The sequence below is a fragment of the Serratia sp. AKBS12 genome, from assembly GCF_024793895.1.
Lineage (GTDB): Bacteria > Pseudomonadota > Gammaproteobacteria > Enterobacterales > Enterobacteriaceae > Serratia_F.
Window position 1 is genome coordinate 240,992 of record NZ_JANUSB010000016.1, and the last position, 17,667, is coordinate 258,658.

The 17,667-nt window shown below is 58.2% G+C and carries 16 protein-coding genes; 12 read left to right on the top strand and 4 right to left on the bottom strand.

Annotated elements, in window-relative coordinates; genetic code table 11:
• Nucleotides 1-173 precede the first annotated feature (173 nt).
• Complete coding sequence (gene bglX, locus NYE85_RS20490) at nt 174-2,474, bottom strand: beta-glucosidase BglX (RefSeq protein ID WP_259006584.1); 2,301 nt, start codon at nt 2,472-2,474, stop codon at nt 174-176.
• Nucleotides 2,475-2,772: 298 nt separating this feature from the next.
• Nucleotides 2,773-3,702, bottom strand: a complete 930-nt coding sequence (locus NYE85_RS20495) for a LysR substrate-binding domain-containing protein (RefSeq protein WP_259006585.1) — start codon at nt 3,700-3,702, stop codon at nt 2,773-2,775.
• 114 nt (nt 3,703-3,816) lie between these two features.
• Here NYE85_RS20495 and NYE85_RS20500 point away from each other — a divergent pair, with 114 nt between their 5' ends.
• Nucleotides 3,817-4,971, top strand: coding sequence for a methionine aminotransferase (locus NYE85_RS20500; RefSeq protein WP_259006586.1), 1,155 nt, complete (start codon nt 3,817-3,819; stop codon nt 4,969-4,971).
• A gap of 33 nt (nt 4,972-5,004) precedes the next feature.
• Nucleotides 5,005-5,787, top strand: coding sequence for an ABC transporter substrate-binding protein (locus NYE85_RS20505; RefSeq protein ID WP_259006587.1), 783 nt, complete (start codon nt 5,005-5,007; stop codon nt 5,785-5,787).
• A 42-nt stretch (nt 5,788-5,829) separates the two neighbouring features.
• On the opposite strand, the gene ddlA is transcribed toward NYE85_RS20505, so the two are convergent.
• The gene (gene ddlA / locus NYE85_RS20510; RefSeq protein WP_259006588.1) at nt 5,830-6,936 is read right to left on the bottom strand and encodes a D-alanine--D-alanine ligase; all 1,107 of its coding nucleotides are present in this window, start codon (nt 6,934-6,936) and stop codon (nt 5,830-5,832) included.
• A gap of 170 nt (nt 6,937-7,106) precedes the next feature.
• On the opposite strand from ddlA, the gene NYE85_RS20515 reads away from it, so the two are divergent.
• The 5 genes from NYE85_RS20515 to NYE85_RS20535 all read left to right on the top strand — a co-directional run bounded on the left by NYE85_RS20515 (nt 7,107) and on the right by NYE85_RS20535 (nt 12,690).
• Nucleotides 7,107-7,310: a ParD-like family protein gene (locus tag NYE85_RS20515; protein WP_004965629.1), complete on the top strand. Its 204-nt coding sequence runs from the start codon at nt 7,107-7,109 to the stop codon at nt 7,308-7,310.
• Nucleotides 7,307-8,101, top strand: coding sequence for a type I methionyl aminopeptidase (gene map / locus NYE85_RS20520; RefSeq protein WP_259006589.1), 795 nt, complete (start codon nt 7,307-7,309; stop codon nt 8,099-8,101). Before NYE85_RS20515 ends, map begins: the two co-directional genes overlap by 4 nt.
• Before the next feature lie 35 nt (nt 8,102-8,136).
• A complete protein-coding gene (dld, locus tag NYE85_RS20525; RefSeq protein ID WP_259006590.1) occupies nt 8,137-9,855 on the top strand; it encodes a D-lactate dehydrogenase in 1,719 nt (572 codons plus the stop codon).
• Nucleotides 9,856-10,019: 164 nt separating this feature from the next.
• Complete coding sequence (locus NYE85_RS20530; protein ID WP_259006591.1) at nt 10,020-11,393, top strand: NAD-dependent succinate-semialdehyde dehydrogenase; 1,374 nt, start codon at nt 10,020-10,022, stop codon at nt 11,391-11,393.
• Between the two features lie 445 nt (nt 11,394-11,838).
• Nucleotides 11,839-12,690 carry a DMT family transporter gene (locus NYE85_RS20535; protein ID WP_259006592.1) on the top strand — a complete coding sequence of 284 codons (852 nt, stop codon included), beginning with the start codon at nt 11,839-11,841 and terminating at the stop codon, nt 12,688-12,690.
• Between the two features lie 59 nt (nt 12,691-12,749).
• On the opposite strand, the gene NYE85_RS20540 is transcribed toward NYE85_RS20535, so the two are convergent.
• On the bottom strand, nt 12,750-13,340 hold the full coding sequence (locus tag NYE85_RS20540) for a Yip1 family protein (protein ID WP_004965639.1): 591 nt from the start codon (nt 13,338-13,340) through the stop codon (nt 12,750-12,752).
• A gap of 203 nt (nt 13,341-13,543) precedes the next feature.
• Here NYE85_RS20540 and NYE85_RS20545 point away from each other — a divergent pair, with 203 nt between their 5' ends.
• The 5 genes from NYE85_RS20545 (at nt 13,544) to NYE85_RS20565 (ending at nt 17,568) form a co-directional block, all read left to right on the top strand.
• A complete protein-coding gene (locus tag NYE85_RS20545; protein ID WP_259006593.1) occupies nt 13,544-14,011 on the top strand; it encodes an acyltransferase in 468 nt (155 codons plus the stop codon).
• Entirely contained in the window at nt 14,011-14,550 is a 540-nt protein-coding gene (locus NYE85_RS20550) for a GNAT family N-acetyltransferase (protein ID WP_259006594.1), read from the top strand. The genes NYE85_RS20545 and NYE85_RS20550 overlap by 1 nt, the downstream gene beginning before the upstream one ends.
• Before the next feature lie 98 nt (nt 14,551-14,648).
• Nucleotides 14,649-15,482 carry a DUF1460 domain-containing protein gene (locus NYE85_RS20555; RefSeq protein WP_259006595.1) on the top strand — a complete coding sequence of 278 codons (834 nt, stop codon included), beginning with the start codon at nt 14,649-14,651 and terminating at the stop codon, nt 15,480-15,482.
• A 114-nt stretch (nt 15,483-15,596) separates the two neighbouring features.
• Nucleotides 15,597-16,409, top strand: a complete 813-nt coding sequence (locus NYE85_RS20560; RefSeq protein WP_259006596.1) for a MetQ/NlpA family lipoprotein — start codon at nt 15,597-15,599, stop codon at nt 16,407-16,409.
• Nucleotides 16,410-16,539: 130 nt separating this feature from the next.
• Nucleotides 16,540-17,568 (top strand): MerR family transcriptional regulator, encoded by a 1,029-nt coding sequence (locus NYE85_RS20565; RefSeq protein WP_259006597.1) that lies wholly within the window; start codon nt 16,540-16,542, stop codon nt 17,566-17,568.
• The last annotated feature ends 99 nt before the right edge of the window (nt 17,569-17,667 follow it).

Here is a 17,667-nt window from a genome sequence, read left to right on the forward strand (position 1 = left end):
AAACCACCAAGCCAGTAACTTACCAAGCAAGCAAGTTATCAAGCTGATAAGCTAATTAATTAATAAGGTAAAGATAACCATCTAAAATATAACGGTTATCCTCAATAGTCATCCCAACGGTAACGCAAAACACCGCTCGGGGCGCAGTGGCAGACTGCGCCCCGAGCGGCGGATTACTTCAGCGTAAAGCTCTGCTGTTGCAGATTGTCAGAATCCAGCCCAACAAATACGTTGAACTTGCCCGGCTCGGCGCCCCATTGCAGCTTGGCATTGTAAAACTTGAGATCGTCTTCAACGATCGGCAGTTCCACCGTCTGCGCCTGACCGGCTTTCAGCATCACCTTCTTGAAGTTGCGCAGCTCCTTCACCGGGCGGCTGACCGTTGCCGTTTCATCCTGAATATACAACTGCACCACGGTGGCGCCGTCGTATTTGCCGGTGTTTTTCAGCGTGACGCTGGCGGTGATTTTGCCGTTGCGCGCCATGGTGGGGCTGGAAAGCGTGAAGTCCGACAGCGCAAAGCTGCTGTAACTCAGGCCATAGCCAAACGGATACAGCGGGCCGTTCGGTGAGTCGAAGTAACGCGAGGTGTACTTGCCCGGATTTTCTTTACTGAACGGCCGACCGGTGTTCAGGTGATTGTAATACATCGGGATCTGCCCCACCGAACGCGGGAAGGTCATCGGCAGTTTACCGGACGGGTTATAGTCGCCAAACAGCACGTCGGCCACCGCGTTCCCACCTTCGGTGCCGCTGAACCAGGTTTCCAGCATCGCATCCGCCCGCTGGCTTTCCCATTCCAGCGCCAGCGGGCGGCCGTTCATCAACACCAGCACCAGCGGCTTGCCGGTGGCTTTCAACGCCGCGATCAGATCGCGTTGGCTCTGCGGGATAGTGATGTCGGCACGGCTGGACGCTTCATGCGCCATACCCTGCGATTCCCCCACTACCGCCACCACCACGTCGGCCTGTTTGGCAGCGTTGACCGCTTCATCGATCATTTGCTGCGCGGGACGGGAATCGAACTCTACCGCCGGCTCGTACAGGTTCAGATAATCGATGATGCTCTTGTCCTGGGTGATGTTGGCGCCTTTGGCGTAGATGATTTTCGCCTTGTCGCCGACGGCGTTTTTCATGCCTTGCAGCAGCGTCACCGACTGCTTGGCCACGCCCGCCGCCGACCAGCTGCCCATAACGTCACGCTGGCTGTCGGCCATCGGCCCGACCAGCGCAATGGTGCCCTGCCTGTGCAGCGGCAGCGTTTGATGTTCGTTCTTCAGCAGTACCATGGTTTTGCGCGCAACCACCCGCGCTTCGGCGCGGTGCAGCCGGCTTTCGGCATTGGTATCCTGCGGATCTGAACCCACCGGCCCCAGATGGGCGTATGGATCTTTAAACAGCCCCATATCGTACTTGGTATTCAGCACGTCTCGACAGGCACGATCGATATCGCTTTCCGACACCAGCCCTTCCTTGACCAGCCCCGGCAGATATTTGTCGTAATACTCGTCACTCATGCTCATGTCGACGCCGGAGGTGATCGCCAGCCGCACCGCATCGCGCGCATCCTGCGCCACGCCATGCTTGATAAGCTCCTTGATCGCACCGTGATCGCTAATGGTAATGCCGGTAAAGCCCCACTGGTTGCGCAGCAGATCCTTCAGTAGCCACGGGTTGGCGGTGGCCGGAATGCCGTTAATCGCATTGAGCGACACCATCACCCCGCCGCTGCCAGCGTCAATTGCCGCCCTGTACGGCGGCAGGTAGTCCTGTTGCATGCGCAGCGGGCTCATGTCGACGGTGTTGTAGTCGCGACCGCCTTCGGTGGCGCCGTACAGCGCGAAATGCTTGACGCTGGCCATCACCGATCCCGGTTTGGACGGGTCGCCGTTCTGGTAGGCCTCCACCATCACCCTGGCGATTTTCGACACCAGCCAGGTATCCTCACCATAGCCTTCCGACACCCGCCCCCAGCGTGGATCGCGGGTAATGTCGACCATCGGCGAAAAGGTCATGTTCAGGCCGTCGTCGCTGGCTTCCTGTGCCGATACCCGGCCGCTGAGCGCAATGGCTTCCAGATCGAAACTGGCCGCCAGCCCCAGGCTGATCGGGAATACGGTGCGCTGACCGTGCAGCACATCATAGGCGAAGAATAACGGGATTTTCAGGCGGCTGAGCTGCATCGCCTGATCCTGCATCACGCGGATATCCGGCCGGGTGACGGTATTGAAAATCGCGCCGATTTGCCCCTGGCGAATGCCTTCGCGAATGGCTTCTTTCGGGTTATCCGGCCCAACGCTGATCAGCCGCAACTGGCCAATTTTTTCTTGCAGCGTCATTTGCTTCATCAGATTGCTAACGAACGCATCGCGCTGTTGCGCGTGGATTCCTTGCGTTGCGCTGGAGGTGTCCTGCGCAAATGCCGGGCTGATGGCCAGACCGGACAACAGACTCACTACACAAAGCCATTTCATATTGTTATCTCAGGCATGTTCCCGCCACAGACACGGCAGGAAAATTAAACAGGAAAACGGGTGCGGTTGATGGCAAAGCGACCTGTCCACTCGCCTCCGGCGCACTCGGGAGGCTATCGGGCCGCATTTCATCTCCTATGGGCCAACCACGGGGAGCACAAACGGGCTGCCGGCAAATACATTGGCGGCCCGCCGCTGCAACCCCAGCGGCAGACGTTTGTCGTGCGCCGGCTTTGTCCGCTGTCTGACAGTGTGCCACACTCTTTTTCTCAGCAGAAACAATTCGTAACGTTAATGGTTACAAGCTGTTAGACGTGGCTGACAGGTAGCGATTGAGCCTATTGCGGCTGTATTGTGCTTCCTCGGTCAAGAAATCCACCAGTTGTACTAATGTTGGTGGCACTACCGCATGTTCAGGATAGACCAAATAATAACCGGCACCACTGGCGACGCTAAGCGGGAATGGGGTGATGATGCGACGCGCCTGCAGATCGTCTTCCAGCAGACACAGATCGCCAATGGCGATGCCGAAACCTTGCAGCGCCGCGCTCATCGCCAAATCAAGCGTATCGAAATGCTGTGATTTAGCCTCTGGCAGCGGCGCCTGCCCCGCCGCCTTCAGCCAGCGCAGCCAGTCGCGCCGGTCACGGGTCGGATGCAACAGGGTTTTGTCCGCCAGATCGGCCGCAGTCAACGGCTGGCTGGCGTTTGCCAGATAATCCGAGGTACACACCGGCGTCAGCACCTCGTCAAACAGCGGATGGACGCTCAGGCGTTTGCCGCGCGGCACGCCGAACACCACCGCCGCATCGAACGGTTCGCTGGCAAAGTCCAGCCCATGCGACACCGAAGCGGTTAATTCGATACGCATTTCCGGCCTGTCGTTCTGCAGGCGAATAATGCGCGGCAACACCCAGCGCATGGCACAGGTCGGACATTTGATGCGCAACACGCCGGGCTGCGCAGCAACGCGCTCCAGCGCCTGTGCCAGTTGCTCCAGCGCCTGCTGTACCGGCACCAACAGCTGTGCGCCCTGCGGCGTCAGCGTCAGTCCGCGGGCACGACGGCTGAACAGCGCATAGCCCAGCCGTTGTTCCAGCCCCAGCACCTGGCGACTCACCGCCCCCTGCGTCAGATGCAGCTCCTGCGCGGCATGGGTGAAATTCAGCCGTTGCGCTACTACCACAAAGGTTTTTAACACATCGAGCGACGGCAGTGTTGTTCGCATATCGGCCTCTCCAGTCATGATCAAAACGCATGGCAAGCATGACAAAGTTTCTCTTGTCGCGCCATGCCGACTGATGCTTAATCACTCAACCTCTCACCGTTGCCAGGAGACGCCATGCTCAGCGCCTGCTCGCCGCGTTCGAAATTACCCGACGTCGGCACCACCATTTTCAGCGTTATCGGCCAATTGAGCGCCGAACACCAGGCGCTCAACCTGTCACAGGGCGCCCCCAACTTTGCCTGTGCGCCGCAGTTGATCGAGGATGTGACGCAAGCCATGCGCTCAGGTCATAATCAATATGCGCCGATGAGCGGCGTGGCGGCATTGCGCGCTGCATTGTCCGACAAGGCTGAACGATTGTATGGCGCACGTTATCACCCGGACGATGAAATCACGGTACTGGCCAGCGCCAGCGAAGGTTTGTACTCCGCCATCAGCGCACTGGTGCACGCCGGCGACGAGGTGATTTATTTCGAACCGGCGTTCGACAGCTATGCGCCAATCGTGCGTCTGCAGGGTGCCACCGCGGTGCCGATCGCCATGTCGCTGCATAATCTGCAGATTGATTGGGATCGGGTGGCTGCCGCCATCAACGGCAAAACCCGCATGATTATCGTCAACAGCCCGCATAATCCCACCGGCAGCGTGTTCGACCAGCATGACATCGAGCGTCTGACGGCGCTGACGCGTAACACCGATATCATCATCCTGTCGGATGAAGTGTACGAACATGTGGTATTCGACGGCGAAATCCATCATGGCATGGCCCGCCACCCACGGCTGGCGGAACGCAGCGTGATCGTCTCCTCCTTCGGTAAAACCTACCACGTCACCGGCTGGCGCGTCGGCTACTGCATGGCACCGGCAGCATTGATGGAAGAAATCCGCAAGGTACACCAGTTTATGGTGTTCTCCGCCGATACGCCGATGCAATACGCCTTTGCAAATGCCCTGGCCGATCCGCAGCAGTACCTGGAGTTGGCCGCGTTTTATCAGCAAAAGCGCGATCTGCTGGCGAGCGCATTACAGGGATCCCGTCTGCAATTGCTGCCAAGCCGCGGCAGTTTCTTTATGCTGGCGCGCTTTAGCGGCTTCAGTCAGGAAAGCGACAACGATTTTGCAGTGCGGCTGATCCGCGAAACCAAAGTTGCCACCCTGCCGCTGTCGGCGTTTTACAGCGACGGCAGCAATACCGGCATCATTCGATTGAGTTTCGCCAAAGACAACGAGACCCTGCTGGAAGGCGCTCGTCGCCTGCATCGCGTATAACAGAACGTATTTCACCTTGGGAAAGGGGCACTGATGAAAACTACCTTGAAAACGCTGATCGCCGCCGGCTGCCTGTTGGCCGCCGGTTCTACCCTGGCCGCCGAACATGGCCTGCGCTTTGGCGTAGAGGCACTATACCCGCCGTTTGAGTCAAAATCCGCCAGCGGCCAGTTGGAAGGATTCGATATCGATCTGGGCAATGCGGTATGTGCCGCCGCCCGGTTGCAATGCAGCTGGGTTGAAACCTCGTTCGACAGCCTGATCCCGGCGCTGCAGGCGCGTAAGTTCGACGTCATCAACTCGGCAATGAACGTCACCGAACAGCGCAAGCAGGCTATCGGCTTCACCAAGGCGATTTATCAGGTGCCAAACCGCCTGATTGCCAGAGCCGACAGCGGCCTGACGCCGAACGCCAGCGCACTGGCCGGCAAACGCGTCGGCGTGCTGCAAGGGTCTATTCAGGAAAACTACGCCAAAGCCCATTGGGCGCCACAGGGCGTGGAAGTTGTTGCCTATCAGGATCAGAACCAGGTCTACCTTGACCTGACCGCCGGCCGCCTGGATGCCACGCTGATCATGGCGCCTGCCGGACAGAGCGGCTTCCTGGCACACCCGGACGGCAAAGGGTTCGCCTTTGTTGGCGACGCGGTACAGGACGAGAAAATCTTTGGTTCCGGCATCGCCTTTGGCTTGCGTAAAGACGATCAGGCGTTGAAGCAGCGGTTGGATGCGGCCATTGCACAGGTACAACAACAGGGTACGGTACAGGCGCTGGCGAAGAAGTATTTCGGCGACATCGACGTCACGGTGAAGTAGCATTTTGCCCCTCGACCAGCGGCCGAGGGGCGACATAGCCGTTTACGCGCGCTCGAACACCGAGCTTTGCAAGCCACAATCCTGCTGATGGCGCTCCAGCGCCAGTTCGATAAGCCTGGTAATCAGCTGCCGGTAGTCCACGCCGCTGGCAGCCCACAGTTTCGGGTACATGCTGATGTTGGTGAAACCAGGCAATGTGTTGATTTCGTTAATTATAACGTTATCATCCGCCGTCAGGAACACGTCGACACGCGCCATACCGAGGCAGTCCAGGGCGCGGAATGCCTTGACGGCCACCTGGCGGATCTTGTCGCTGGCCGCCTCGGAGATGGCCGCCGGCACCACCACCCGAGCCCCCTGCTCGCTGATGTATTTAGTGTCGTAAGAATAGAATGCCTCATTGAGCACGATCTCGCCGCACACGCTGGCTTGCGGTTGATCGTTACCCAGCACGGCGCATTCGATTTCACGCCCGACGATCGCCGACTCCACCAGCACTTTATGATCGAAGCTGAACGCCAGCGCGATTGCCGCCTCATACTGCTGGCGATCCTCTACCCGGCTGACGCCAACCGACGAGCCCTGATTCGCCGGCTTGACGAACAGCGGCAATCCCAACCGGTCGCTCAACTGTGCGAAATCGTATTTGCTGCGGTTGGCGCGCGTCAGCGTAACAAACGGTGCTACCGCCAGCCCGGCGTCGCGCAGCAGACGTTTGGTGACGTCTTTGTCCATACTGACCGCCGAGCCGAGCACGCCTGCGCCGACGAATGGCAGATTGGCCATGCGCAACAGACCTTGCAGCGAACCGTCTTCGCCCAGCGTGCCATGCACGATCGGAAACACCACGTCAAGCTGGTCAAGCACACCGGCGCCATCGGCGGCAATCAGTTGCCGACTTTGCTGACCGGGCACCAGCGCCACATTGTGATTGGAATGGTTAAGCGCGATCAGCGCCGGGTTTTCCGCATGCAACAGGTAATTGGACGCGTCGTTAATATGCCACTGCCCCTGCTTGTCGATCCCCAACAGCGTGACCTCGAATTTTTCTTTGTCGATAGCATCGACAATATTTTTGGCCGATTGCAGTGAAACCTCATGTTCCGCCGACTTACCGCCAAAAATTACCCCAACACGCAATTTAGTCACGCCTGAAATCCTTCTAAAAAAGTCATGCCAATACCTCGGCAAACACAATAAACGCATTGCCAGGCCACGGCAATCGGCGCCAGGCAGAAAATTCCGACGCCACAAACGGCCACACCCCAACCATACGGACCGTATACAATTCGTATATTTGCCACTTAGGGAGCACCGAAATGGGGATTGTGAAAATCACCGACGCCCTGCACGACGATCTGCGCCTTGCCAGCCTGACCATGACGCGTTCCATCAACGCGCAGGCCGAATACTGGATCAAGATCGGCATGCTGGCCGAATTCAACCCGGAACTGACCTATCCGCAATTGGTCAAGAAAATGATGAAAGATAACGCGCTGACGCTGAAGGAGATTGTCGGGTGAAACAGATTGTGATCAAGACGCCGGAACAGATTGCCAAAATGCGGCACTCTGGCGCACTGTTGGCCAGGGTGTTTGCTATGCTCGATGGAGCGATCCGTGAAGGCATCTCCACCATGGAGATCAACGACCGCGCCGAGGCATTCATCGTCAATGAGCTGAAGTCGCGCCCGGCCAGCAAGGGCCAGTACGATTTCCCTTATGTGCTGAACACCTCAATCGACGAAGTGGTGTGCCACGGCATCCCGTCCGCCAGTAAAATCCTGCGCAGCGGCATGATCGTCAACGTCGACATCACGCTGGAAAACGACGGCTATATCGCCGATTCCAGCAAAATGTATTGCATCGGCCAACCATCGCCGGTCGCCAAACGGCTGGTAAACAATGTCTATCAGTCGATGTGGGCCGGCATCCGCGCGGTAAAACCGGGCGCGACGCTGGGTGATATCGGTCATGCCATACAGCAACACGCCGAGCAGGCCGGCTACAGCATCGTGCGTGAATATTGCGGCCACGGCATCGGTCGCGAGATGCATGAAGAGCCGGCGGTGCTGCACTTCGGCCAGCCGGGTACCGGCATGACGTTGCAGGAAGGGATGGTATTTACCATCGAACCGATGATTAACCAGGGCGATCGCCGTATCAAACAGAAGAAAGATGGCTGGACGGTGATCACCCGCGACAAAAAACTGTCAGCCCAGTGGGAGCACACCGTAGCGGTCACCGCCGACGGGGTGGAAATTCTGACGCTGCGTGAAGAAGAGCGTCAGAACGGGTTTTCAGAACGCTATTAATCCGAACACCAAGATAACGTGACAGGGAGATCGGCATGACGCAGTCCGCCAGCAGCGAAAAGCAGGCATTTATCAGTCAGTTGAAAAACATCGTCGGCGGCCAGCAACTGCTGACCGACGCACGCAGTACCGAACGCTACCGCAAAGGGTTTCGTTCCGGGGTTGGCGACGCGCTGGCGGTGGTTTTCCCCACCCGGCTACTGCAACTGTGGCAAATCCTCCAGGCCTGCGTCGCTGCCGACAAGATTGTCATCATGCAGGCGGCAAACACCGGTTTAACCGAAGGCTCTACGCCGAGCGGTAATGATTACGATCGCGATGTGGTGATCGTTAGCACCCTGCGGCTCGATCATGTCCAGGTGCTGGATAATGGCAAGCAGGTGGTCGGCTTCCCGGGCAGTACCTTGAACCAGTTGGAAAAGTTGCTAAAGCCCTATGGCCGAGAGCCGCATTCGGTGATCGGTTCGTCCTGTATCGGCGCGTCGGTGATCGGCGGGGTGTGCAACAACTCCGGCGGTTCGCTGGTCAAACGCGGCCCGGCATACACCGAAATGGCGTTGTACGCCCAACTGGGCGCCGATGGCCAGTTGCGGCTGGTCAATCATCTGGGTATCCGGCTTGGCGACACGCCAGAAGAAATCCTCACCCGGCTGGAACAGGGAGATTACCGACCGGAGGACGTGGAGTACGGCGAGCTGCGCGCGTCGGATAATGAATACGCCGAGCGGGTACGCGACGTGGATGCCGACACCCCTTCACGCTTCAACGCCGACCAGCGCCGATTATACGAAGCCTCCGGCTGCGCCGGCAAACTGGCGGTGTTCGCGGTACGGCTCGACACCTTCGAAAAGGAAACGCAGGAACAGGTATTTTATATCGGCACCAACGACACGGCGGTACTGACCGAGCTGCGTCGCCACATGCTGAGCCAGTTCGAAAACCTGCCGGTGGCCGGCGAGTATATGCATCGGGACATTTTCGACATCGCCGAAACCTACGGCAAGGACACCTTCCTGATGATCGACAAGCTCGGCACCGACCAGATGCCGCGCTTTTTTACCCTCAAGGGTCGCGTCGACGCCACGTTCAACAAACTGCCGCTGCTGCCGCATAACCTGACCGACCGCCTGATGCAGGGGTTGAGCCATCTGGCTCCCAGTCACCTGCCGAAACGCATGAAGGCGTATCGCGATCGCTTTGAACACCACCTGCTGTTAAAAATGTCCGGTGCCGGCACCGAAGAAGCCTATGCCTATCTGAAACACTACTTTGCCAGCGCCGACGGCGACTTTTTTGTCTGTACCGCCGACGAAGGCAAAAAAGCCTTCCTGCATCGCTTTGCCGCCGCGGGTGCCGCGGTGCGTTACCATGCGGTTCACGCCGATAAGGTGGAGGATATTCTGGCGCTGGATATCGCGCTGCGCCGCAACGACAACCAATGGTTCGAAACGCTGCCGCCGGAAATCGACAGCCAGCTGGTGCACAAACTGTATTACGGCCATTTTATGTGTCACGTGTTCCACCAGGACTACGTGGTGAAGAAAGGCGTCGACACGCACCAACTGAAACAACAGATGTTGGCAATCCTCGATCGGCGTGGCGCGGAATACCCGGCCGAGCATAACGTCGGCCACCTGTATTACGCCAAACCGGCGTTACAAACCTTCTATCAGCAGGCCGATCCCACCAACAGTTTCAACCCTGGCCTGGGCAAAACCAGCAAGCTGAAAAACTGGGGCAGCAATACCCGGTAACATCTGCGTCTGCCGCCGCAGCCCGGTAATACGCGGCAGCAGCGGCAATTTGCCGATGCCAGGCAGTTTCCCCAACGCTATTGACCTAAACTTGTTGATGGACGCGGCAGCTATGCCTGCGTTATTGCGTTTGCGCCATTTTGCACGACGAAAGGAGCTATTTCATGGCATACCAGACCATCAACCCCTTTAACAACCAGCTGATCAAAGAATATACGCCACACAGCGACCAACAGATCGAACAGGCGTTGGCACAGGCCGACGCGCTGTATCATTCCGCCTGGGCCAGGGGTGATATCGCGCAACGCCTGCCGGTGCTGCATAAACTGGCCGATCTGATGGACAGCCGGCGGGAAGCACTGGCGAAGATTGCCAGCGTGGAAATGGGCAAACTGATTAACCAAAGCCGCGGCGAAGTGGCCCTGTGCGCGCAAATCGCCCGTTATTACGCGGATCATGCCCAGCAGTTCCTGGCGCCGGTACGCTATGACTCCACGTTGGGCGAAGCCTGGGTAGAACATCATCCGATCGGCGTGCTGATGGCGGTTGAGCCGTGGAACTTCCCGTATTATCAACTGATGCGCGTGCTGGCGCCGAACCTGGCCGCCGGCAACCCGGTAATGGTCAAGCATGCCAGCATCGTACCCAACTGTGCCGTTGCGTTTGAACAGTTGCTGCTGGAGGCCGGTGCTCCCGAGGGCGCCTATACCAATCTGTTCATTTCAACGGATCAGGTGGCCAATATCATCGCCGATCCGCGGGTACAGGGCGTGGCGCTCACCGGCTCGGAAAAGGCTGGCAGCGTCGTTGCCGCACAGGCAGCGAAAAAATTGAAGAAGGCCACGCTGGAACTGGGCGGAAACGACGTGTTTGTGGTACTCGACGACTGCGACCTGGACAGAGCGGCAAAAGTGGGCGCCCAGGCGCGACTGAACAATGCCGGCCAGGTGTGTACCGCAGCGAAGCGTTTTATCGTGCAACAGGGCGTCGCCGAGGCATTTTTGCAAAAACTCACCGAGCGGTTCCGTTCGGTCACCCTCGGCGATCCGCTGGATGAGGCCACCACCCTCGGGCCGCTGTCGTCAAAAGCGGCGCTCGACGGGCTGATAGCGCAGGTCAAAAACGCCGTCGACCATGGCGCAACCCTGCATTATGGCGGCGAGGCGCCGCAGCATGACGGCAATTTCTTTGAACCCACCATTCTGACCAATATCAGTCGGGAAAATCCGGCCTATTTCGAAGAGTTCTTCGGCCCGGTGGCGCAGATTTACGTGGTACAAGACGATGACCACGCGGTACAACTGGCCAACGACTCGCACTATGGCCTCGGCGGCGCAATCTTCAGCGGCGATATCGAGCGCGCCAAACGGCTGGCCTCGCGCATTGAAACCGGCATGGTGTATATCAATTCGCTGACCGATACCGCGCCAGAGTTGCCGTTCGGCGGCGTAAAACGCTCCGGCTTTGGCCGCGAGCTGTCAGATTTGGGCATCAAGGAATTCGTTAACCAGAAACTGGTGGTGGTCAGTCGCCACTAACCGTCTTTTCCGGCACTCTCTTTGCGGAGAGTGCTGTTAATTTATTGTTGCAAACCCGCGCTAGAACGCATAATTTACTTTACTGACCGCCGGTTGTGCTCCGCGCCTGGCGTAGTGCGTTGCGCTATCCCACGGCTCGCGTTGAGCCACGGTCGATTGTTTACGCTGTTAAATCCATACTAACGGGCATCTCAATGAGCGTTTTCACACAGGCAAGCGATCCAACATCAGCGACCTTCCCGGCCGCCGTTGTGCCTTGTGTTTCCGTCTCCCCTCCTGCCGTTTCATCTGTCGTGGTCGCCGTCATGGCTGGCGTGGCTCCACCGCCGCGCCGCGTGGTGGTGCGTTAAACCCACACTGAATTTATCCCTCCGGTTAGCTGATTGCGTATGACCTGAAGCGTCGTCTGCGCCGGAGTCTGTTATTCCCTGACAGGTGAAATTGAATGCGAACTATCTCTCAGCCGGCCAATGCCGGCCTGGCAACGCTGTTTGTGCTGCTGTGGAGCAGCGGCGCCATCTTCTCGCGTATGGGGCTGGAGCACGCCTCCGCTCTGGTATTTTTAAGTCTGCGCTGCACGATTGCGCTCACGCTGCTGATCGCGCTCGGCCTGTGGCAACGGCGGCTATTGCCGGCGCCCGGCAGCCGTTGGCGGGTCGCGCTTATCGGCCTGCTGATGATCGGCTGTTACCAAACGGCCTATCTGCTGGCGCTGGAATTGGGCATCACGCCCGGGGTGCTGGCAACCCTGCTCGGCGTGCAGCCGATCCTCACTCAGTTCATTACCGAACGGCGCTGTGCGGGACTGCGCGCAGTTGGTCTGCTGCTGGCGCTGGGTGGATTGGTGCTGGTGGTATATCAGAGCGTGATGGTGGCGCACTTCTCGCCGGCCGGCATCGCCTGCGCGTTTATCGCCCTGGGCTGCATGACCGTCGGTACGCTGCTACAAAAAGGGATGGATCAGCCGCCGCTGGCGGTGCTGCCATTGCAATATGCCGTCGGGTTGCTGGTGTGCGCGGCGGCGATGCCGCTTACGCCCCAACACATTGACTGGCAACCGGCGCTGGTGCTGCCGCTGGTGTGGATGGCAGTGGTGATTTCGGTATTGGCCACCCTGCTGCTTTACCGGCTGATACAGCGCGGTAATCTGGTGCAGGTCACCAGCCTGTTTTATCTGATCCCCGCCGTCACCGCGCTGCTCGATTACCTGCTGCTCGGCCACCGTCTGGCGCCGCTGAGCCTGGCCGGCATGGCGGCGATCGTGTGCGGCGTGCTGCTGGTGTTCCGTAAGGCATAAATAACAGGCCCCTCATGCCGGGCCGACATGAGGGGCGATTCAGCGGCAGGGATTAACGGTCAAAACAGCCAGACACCATAGCCCCACATCAGCACCGTCAGACCCAGCAGCAGCTCCAGCAACAGAATGCCGATGGCGAAGGTGGAACTCGAGAAGATGAAACCTTCCCGGCTGTCGATGCCCAGGAAATGCGGAATACCCAGATACAGCAGATAGCCGGAGTAACACAGGCCGACAACGCCGACGAACAGGCATAGCCATACCACCGGATACAGTGCCACCAGGCCGCTGAGGAACATCGGCGTGGCAACGTAGCCGGCAAACACCATGCAGCGATGCAGGCTCGGGCGGGATTCATAACGCCGAGCCATCCAGTGGATCACCTTGCCCATCACCGCCACACCCGCCAGCATCAGCAGATAAAAGGCCACGGCGGTATACAAGGCGGTAAACATATCCAGCTGAATGGCATGCCCGTCACCGGACAGCCAGCCCAGTTGGGTGGTGCCGATAAACGCACAGATCACCGGAATGGCTGCCATTAACAGCACATGGTGGGTATAAAGATGCGAGACGCTTTCGTTCTCGCGCTGAATTTCCTTGAACTCGGTGTTGGGATGAGTCAACAGCCCCCAAACATGATTAACCATGAAACACCTCCTCATCTCGCCGTAGGCCGCACTCGGCGAGGAAAAACACACCTCTGACGGACATTCGTCCGCTTGAGGTCAGCGGCCACAGGGCTCTCCCCCTGACAATATTATAGTCTTTTGTTGAAAAAACGTTCGCACAAGCGGGTTCAGCGGGCGGTTTACTCTATAATCAAACTGTTAGCACTTTGGGAGGAAATACCATGACGCCAAAACTTCGTACCCGCCAAAGCGGCATTGCCGACGTTGAGGTCGGGCAAAACGTAATGGTGGTTGAACCCAGCAATTTGTACGGCTGCTATCTGGGGGACGACGTATTTGTCGGGCCGTTTGTCGAAATACAAAAAAACGTCTCCGTCGGCGCACGCAGCAAAATTCAATCGCACAGTTTTATTTGCGAATACGTCACGCTTGGCGAGGACTGTTTTGTTGGTCATGGCGTGATGTTTGCCAACGACCTGTTCAAGCAGGGCACGCCGGACGCCAACGCCGCGAACTGGCGACGCTCGCAGATTGGCAACCAGGTATCTATCGGCTCCGGTGCGACCATTTTAGCGGTAGATATCTGCGACGGCGCGGTGATCGGTGCGGGCGCGGTAGTGACCAAAAATATCACGCGCAAGGGTATCTATGCCGGCAATCCGGCCAAACTGCTGCGGGAGTTGCCGTAATGAGCGAGATCGTGATTGAACGCATCACCGACTTGCCCGAGGGTTATCTGGAAAATAACGATTTTACCTTTTACGTCGAACAGTACGCCCAGCCCCGCTTTGACACGCCGCTGGAACAGTGGCCAATGCTGCCGGTGGTACCGTTTCGCAAAAACTACCCGCTGGCGCCGTTCGTCAACGACGAAGGCGATACCTTTCTTGCCCGACAGCGCGGCGTAGCGGTCGGCCATATTACTCTGAGCAAAAACTGGAATGATTACACGCTGATTGAAGAAGTGGCGGTCAGCCGTCAGGCGCGGCGGCGCGGCATCGGCACCGCGCTGCTGAATGCGGCACAGCAATGGGCGCGCGAGCGTGACACCGCCGGCCTGATGCTGGAAACGCAAAATAACAATCTGACCGCCTGCCGCTGCTATCAGCGTTACGGTTTTACCCTGGGGGGTATCGATCGCTTGCTGTACCGCGGCCAACCGGATATCGCCGACCATGAAATCGCGCTGTTCTGGTATTTTCCCTTCAACAATCAGGTCGGCTATTAACCCAATGCACAGCGGTTTGGTCATGGTTTAGACTTTATCCGTCACGGTGGAGTGATAATTGCGGTCATTCGACACCACAGGCCACCGACGGGGGATACATGGGCAAGGCAGCGCAATGGACGTTAATGCTATTATTGGGCGGATGCGCCGGGCAGCCACCACTCGCCACCCACGCCCCGCCCGCACCGCAACCCATACAACCCACGGACAGCCAGGTGAACATTGACCCTTTAACGCGTGCCAGGATCGACGCCTTACTCGCCCTGCGCAATTCTCAGCCAGCGCTGAACAACGGACAACGCATTGCGCTGATTTCACAGCAGTTTCTCGACACGCCTTACCTGGCGAAGATGCTGATCGGCTCCGCCAGCAACGCGGAGCAGCTGACGATTGATTTTCGCGCCGTGGATTGCTTCACCTTGCTGGATTACGTTGAAGCGCTGCGCAACGCCGAGGATTACCCGCAGTTTATCCACCGGTTGACTACCGTGCGTTACGTCAACGCAGAGATCGGCTTCCTGACCCGCAAACATTTCTTCAGCGACTGGTCACAGCCGCCGCACGCCAGCGTCAAAGACATCAGCGCTCAACTCAGCCCGCACGCAGTCACGCTGAACAAGACGCTGAACCGCAAAGCCGACGGCAGCCAATACCTGCCCGGCTTGCCAAACGTCACGCACGCCATCAGCTATATTCCCAGTGGTTACGTTAACGACCACCTGCTGAGCCAGTTGCGCACCGGTGACTATATCGGCATTTACAGCAACCTGCCCGGTCTGGACGTCAGCCATGTCGGTATCTACCTCATGACCCCCAGCGGTCCGGTGCTGCGCAATGCCTCCTCGCGCGAACATAATCGCCGGGTGGTGGATTCGCCCTTTATCGATTATGTGGTAGCCACCCCCGGTATCGTGGTACTACGGCCGCTTTAAACGGTTATATTTTATAAGCGAATGTGCTGAGGCCGGGTTTGACTTCCCGTCGCCGCTGCGCTTATCTGTCTGGACAAAATGACTGATTTTCTTGTTTTTTTCAGGGAGTGACAGATGGCGATTAACTGGCGTTACGGCGCGTTGGCGGCCGCATTGGCGGCAACGGCGTTACTGCAAGGCTGTGAGCAAAAGTCCGATCAAAACCATATCAGGGTCGGGGTCATCAACGGCGCCGAACAGGACGTTGCCGAAGTGGCCAAACGGGTGGCAAAGGAAAAATACGGCCTGGAGGTCGAACTGGTGGGATTCAGCGGTTCGCTGCTGCCCAATGACGCCACCGACAAGGGCGATCTGGATGCCAACGTGTTTCAGCATCGGCCATTTCTGACACAGCAGAACCACGATCATGGCTACAGGCTGGTGGCCGTCGGCAACACCTTCGTCTTCCCGATGGCCGGTTACTCGAAAAAATACACCTCGGTCAGCCAATTGCCGGACGGTGCAACCATCGCCATTCCCAACGATCCCACCAACCTTGGCCGGGCGCTGCTGCTGTTGCAAAAAACCGGCCTGATTACGCTCAAATCGGGTAAGGGACTGCTGCCGACCGCCTTGGACATCAGCGCCAACCCGCACAATTACCGCATCATGGAACTGGAAGGCGCGCAACTGCCGCGCGTGCTGGACGATGCCAAGGTGGCGGTGGCGATCATCAGCACCACCTACATTAATCAAATCGGGCTGTCTCCCACCCGAGACAGTATCTTCATAGAAGATAAGCAGTCACCCTACGTAAATATCGTGGTGGCGCGCGAAGACAATAAAAATGCGCAAAACGTGCAAAACTTCGTGAAGGCCTATCAGTCGGACGAGGTCGCCAACGCCGCAACCACCCTGTTTAACGGCGGTGCAGTCAAGGGCTGGTAAACCGCAACGCCTCATCGGCGGTCGGGGGCACTCAGCTCCCGATCGCCAGACAAAAAATGGCAATCCTCCGCTTGACCCTGACGTCACGTCAGGCTGTAGTCTCTCTGCACGCACAAGGGAGGAATACAGCATGTTATTAAAAGTCGGTGAACTGGCACGCCGGTCCGGCATTACCGTTCGCACCCTGCATTATTACGACAATATTGGCCTGCTGGTCCCTTCGGCGCGTTCCGACGCCGGTTATCGTTTGTATAACCGTGCTGATGTCACCCGTCTGCACCAGATACAGGCACTGCGCCGTATGGGGGTTACGCTGGCGGAAGTCGGGGCGATTCTGGCACGTTCAGAGCTGGCTTTGCCGGCGGTGATTGAAAAGCAGCTTGCCATGCTCGACCGGCAGCTGACTCAAATCGCCACGCTGCGCCATCGCTTGCAGCAACTGCACGCACAGCTGACGGTTGGCGACGAACCGGCTATGAACGACTGGCTGACCACCTTGGAGTTAATGACCATGTACGACAAATATTTTACCGCTGACGAATTGACGCAACTGCCGTTTTACCAGCCTGACGCCCAACGTCAGCAGGAATGGGCGTCGATGGTGGAGCAGGTTCGCCAACTGATGCAAAACGGCGTTGCGGCGCAGGATCCGCAGGCCCAGGCCATCGCACGGCGCTGGATGGTGACGCTGGAGCGCGACACCGCCGGCAATCCGGCGTTTCTTACCCGACTGAACGCCATGCACGCCGACGAACCGTCCATGCGCCAGCAAACCGGTATTACGCCGGCGATGACCGATTACATTACCCGGGCATTTGCCGAAACCAAATTGGCGATTTACCGGCAATACCTGTCTGCCGAGGAATATGCCTACGTGCGCAAGCATTATTTTGATCGGATGCAGGAATGGCCTGCGCTGATCGCCGGTTTCCAGCAGGCGCTCGACGACGGCGTCCCGGCAGACAGCGAGCACGCCCGACAGCTGGCGTCCCAGTGGCTGGCGCTGTTCCGCTCCTATGCCGGCGACAACCCGGCGACGCAGATGAAAATCCGCCAGGCGATGGAACAGGAGCCGACGCTGAGCGAAGGCACCTGGCTGACGCCGGCCCTGCTGGCCTATCTGCGCCAGGCGGTGACCAACCTGATGCACGGCCAATAGTTTTGCCCCCGTTACCCGCCCCCGCGGGTAACGTCCTCCTGTAGCCAGATCGCTTGCTTATAATGCGATAACAAACAGCAATTTATCTTGTCGTTTAAC

Excerpts from the sequence above, each read along its gene's own strand:
- bglX (WP_259006584.1), bottom strand. The coding sequence starts at position 2,474 with ATGAAATGGCTTTGTGTAGTGAGTCTGTTGTCCGGTCTGGCCATCAGC.
- NYE85_RS20495 (WP_259006585.1), bottom strand. The coding sequence starts at position 3,702 with ATGCGAACAACACTGCCGTCGCTCGATGTGTTAAAAACCTTTGTGGTA.
- NYE85_RS20500 (WP_259006586.1), top strand. The coding sequence starts at position 3,817 with ATGCTCAGCGCCTGCTCGCCGCGTTCGAAATTACCCGACGTCGGCACC.
- NYE85_RS20505 (WP_259006587.1), top strand. The coding sequence starts at position 5,005 with ATGAAAACTACCTTGAAAACGCTGATCGCCGCCGGCTGCCTGTTGGCC.
- NYE85_RS20515 (WP_004965629.1), top strand. The coding sequence starts at position 7,107 with ATGGGGATTGTGAAAATCACCGACGCCCTGCACGACGATCTGCGCCTT.
- dld (WP_259006590.1), top strand. The coding sequence starts at position 8,137 with ATGACGCAGTCCGCCAGCAGCGAAAAGCAGGCATTTATCAGTCAGTTG.
- NYE85_RS20530 (WP_259006591.1), top strand. The coding sequence starts at position 10,020 with ATGGCATACCAGACCATCAACCCCTTTAACAACCAGCTGATCAAAGAA.
- NYE85_RS20535 (WP_259006592.1), top strand. The coding sequence starts at position 11,839 with ATGCGAACTATCTCTCAGCCGGCCAATGCCGGCCTGGCAACGCTGTTT.
- NYE85_RS20540 (WP_004965639.1), bottom strand. The coding sequence starts at position 13,340 with ATGGTTAATCATGTTTGGGGGCTGTTGACTCATCCCAACACCGAGTTC.
- NYE85_RS20545 (WP_259006593.1), top strand. The coding sequence starts at position 13,544 with ATGACGCCAAAACTTCGTACCCGCCAAAGCGGCATTGCCGACGTTGAG.
- NYE85_RS20550 (WP_259006594.1), top strand. The coding sequence starts at position 14,011 with ATGAGCGAGATCGTGATTGAACGCATCACCGACTTGCCCGAGGGTTAT.
- NYE85_RS20555 (WP_259006595.1), top strand. The coding sequence starts at position 14,649 with ATGGGCAAGGCAGCGCAATGGACGTTAATGCTATTATTGGGCGGATGC.
- NYE85_RS20560 (WP_259006596.1), top strand. The coding sequence starts at position 15,597 with ATGGCGATTAACTGGCGTTACGGCGCGTTGGCGGCCGCATTGGCGGCA.
- NYE85_RS20565 (WP_259006597.1), top strand. The coding sequence starts at position 16,540 with ATGTTATTAAAAGTCGGTGAACTGGCACGCCGGTCCGGCATTACCGTT.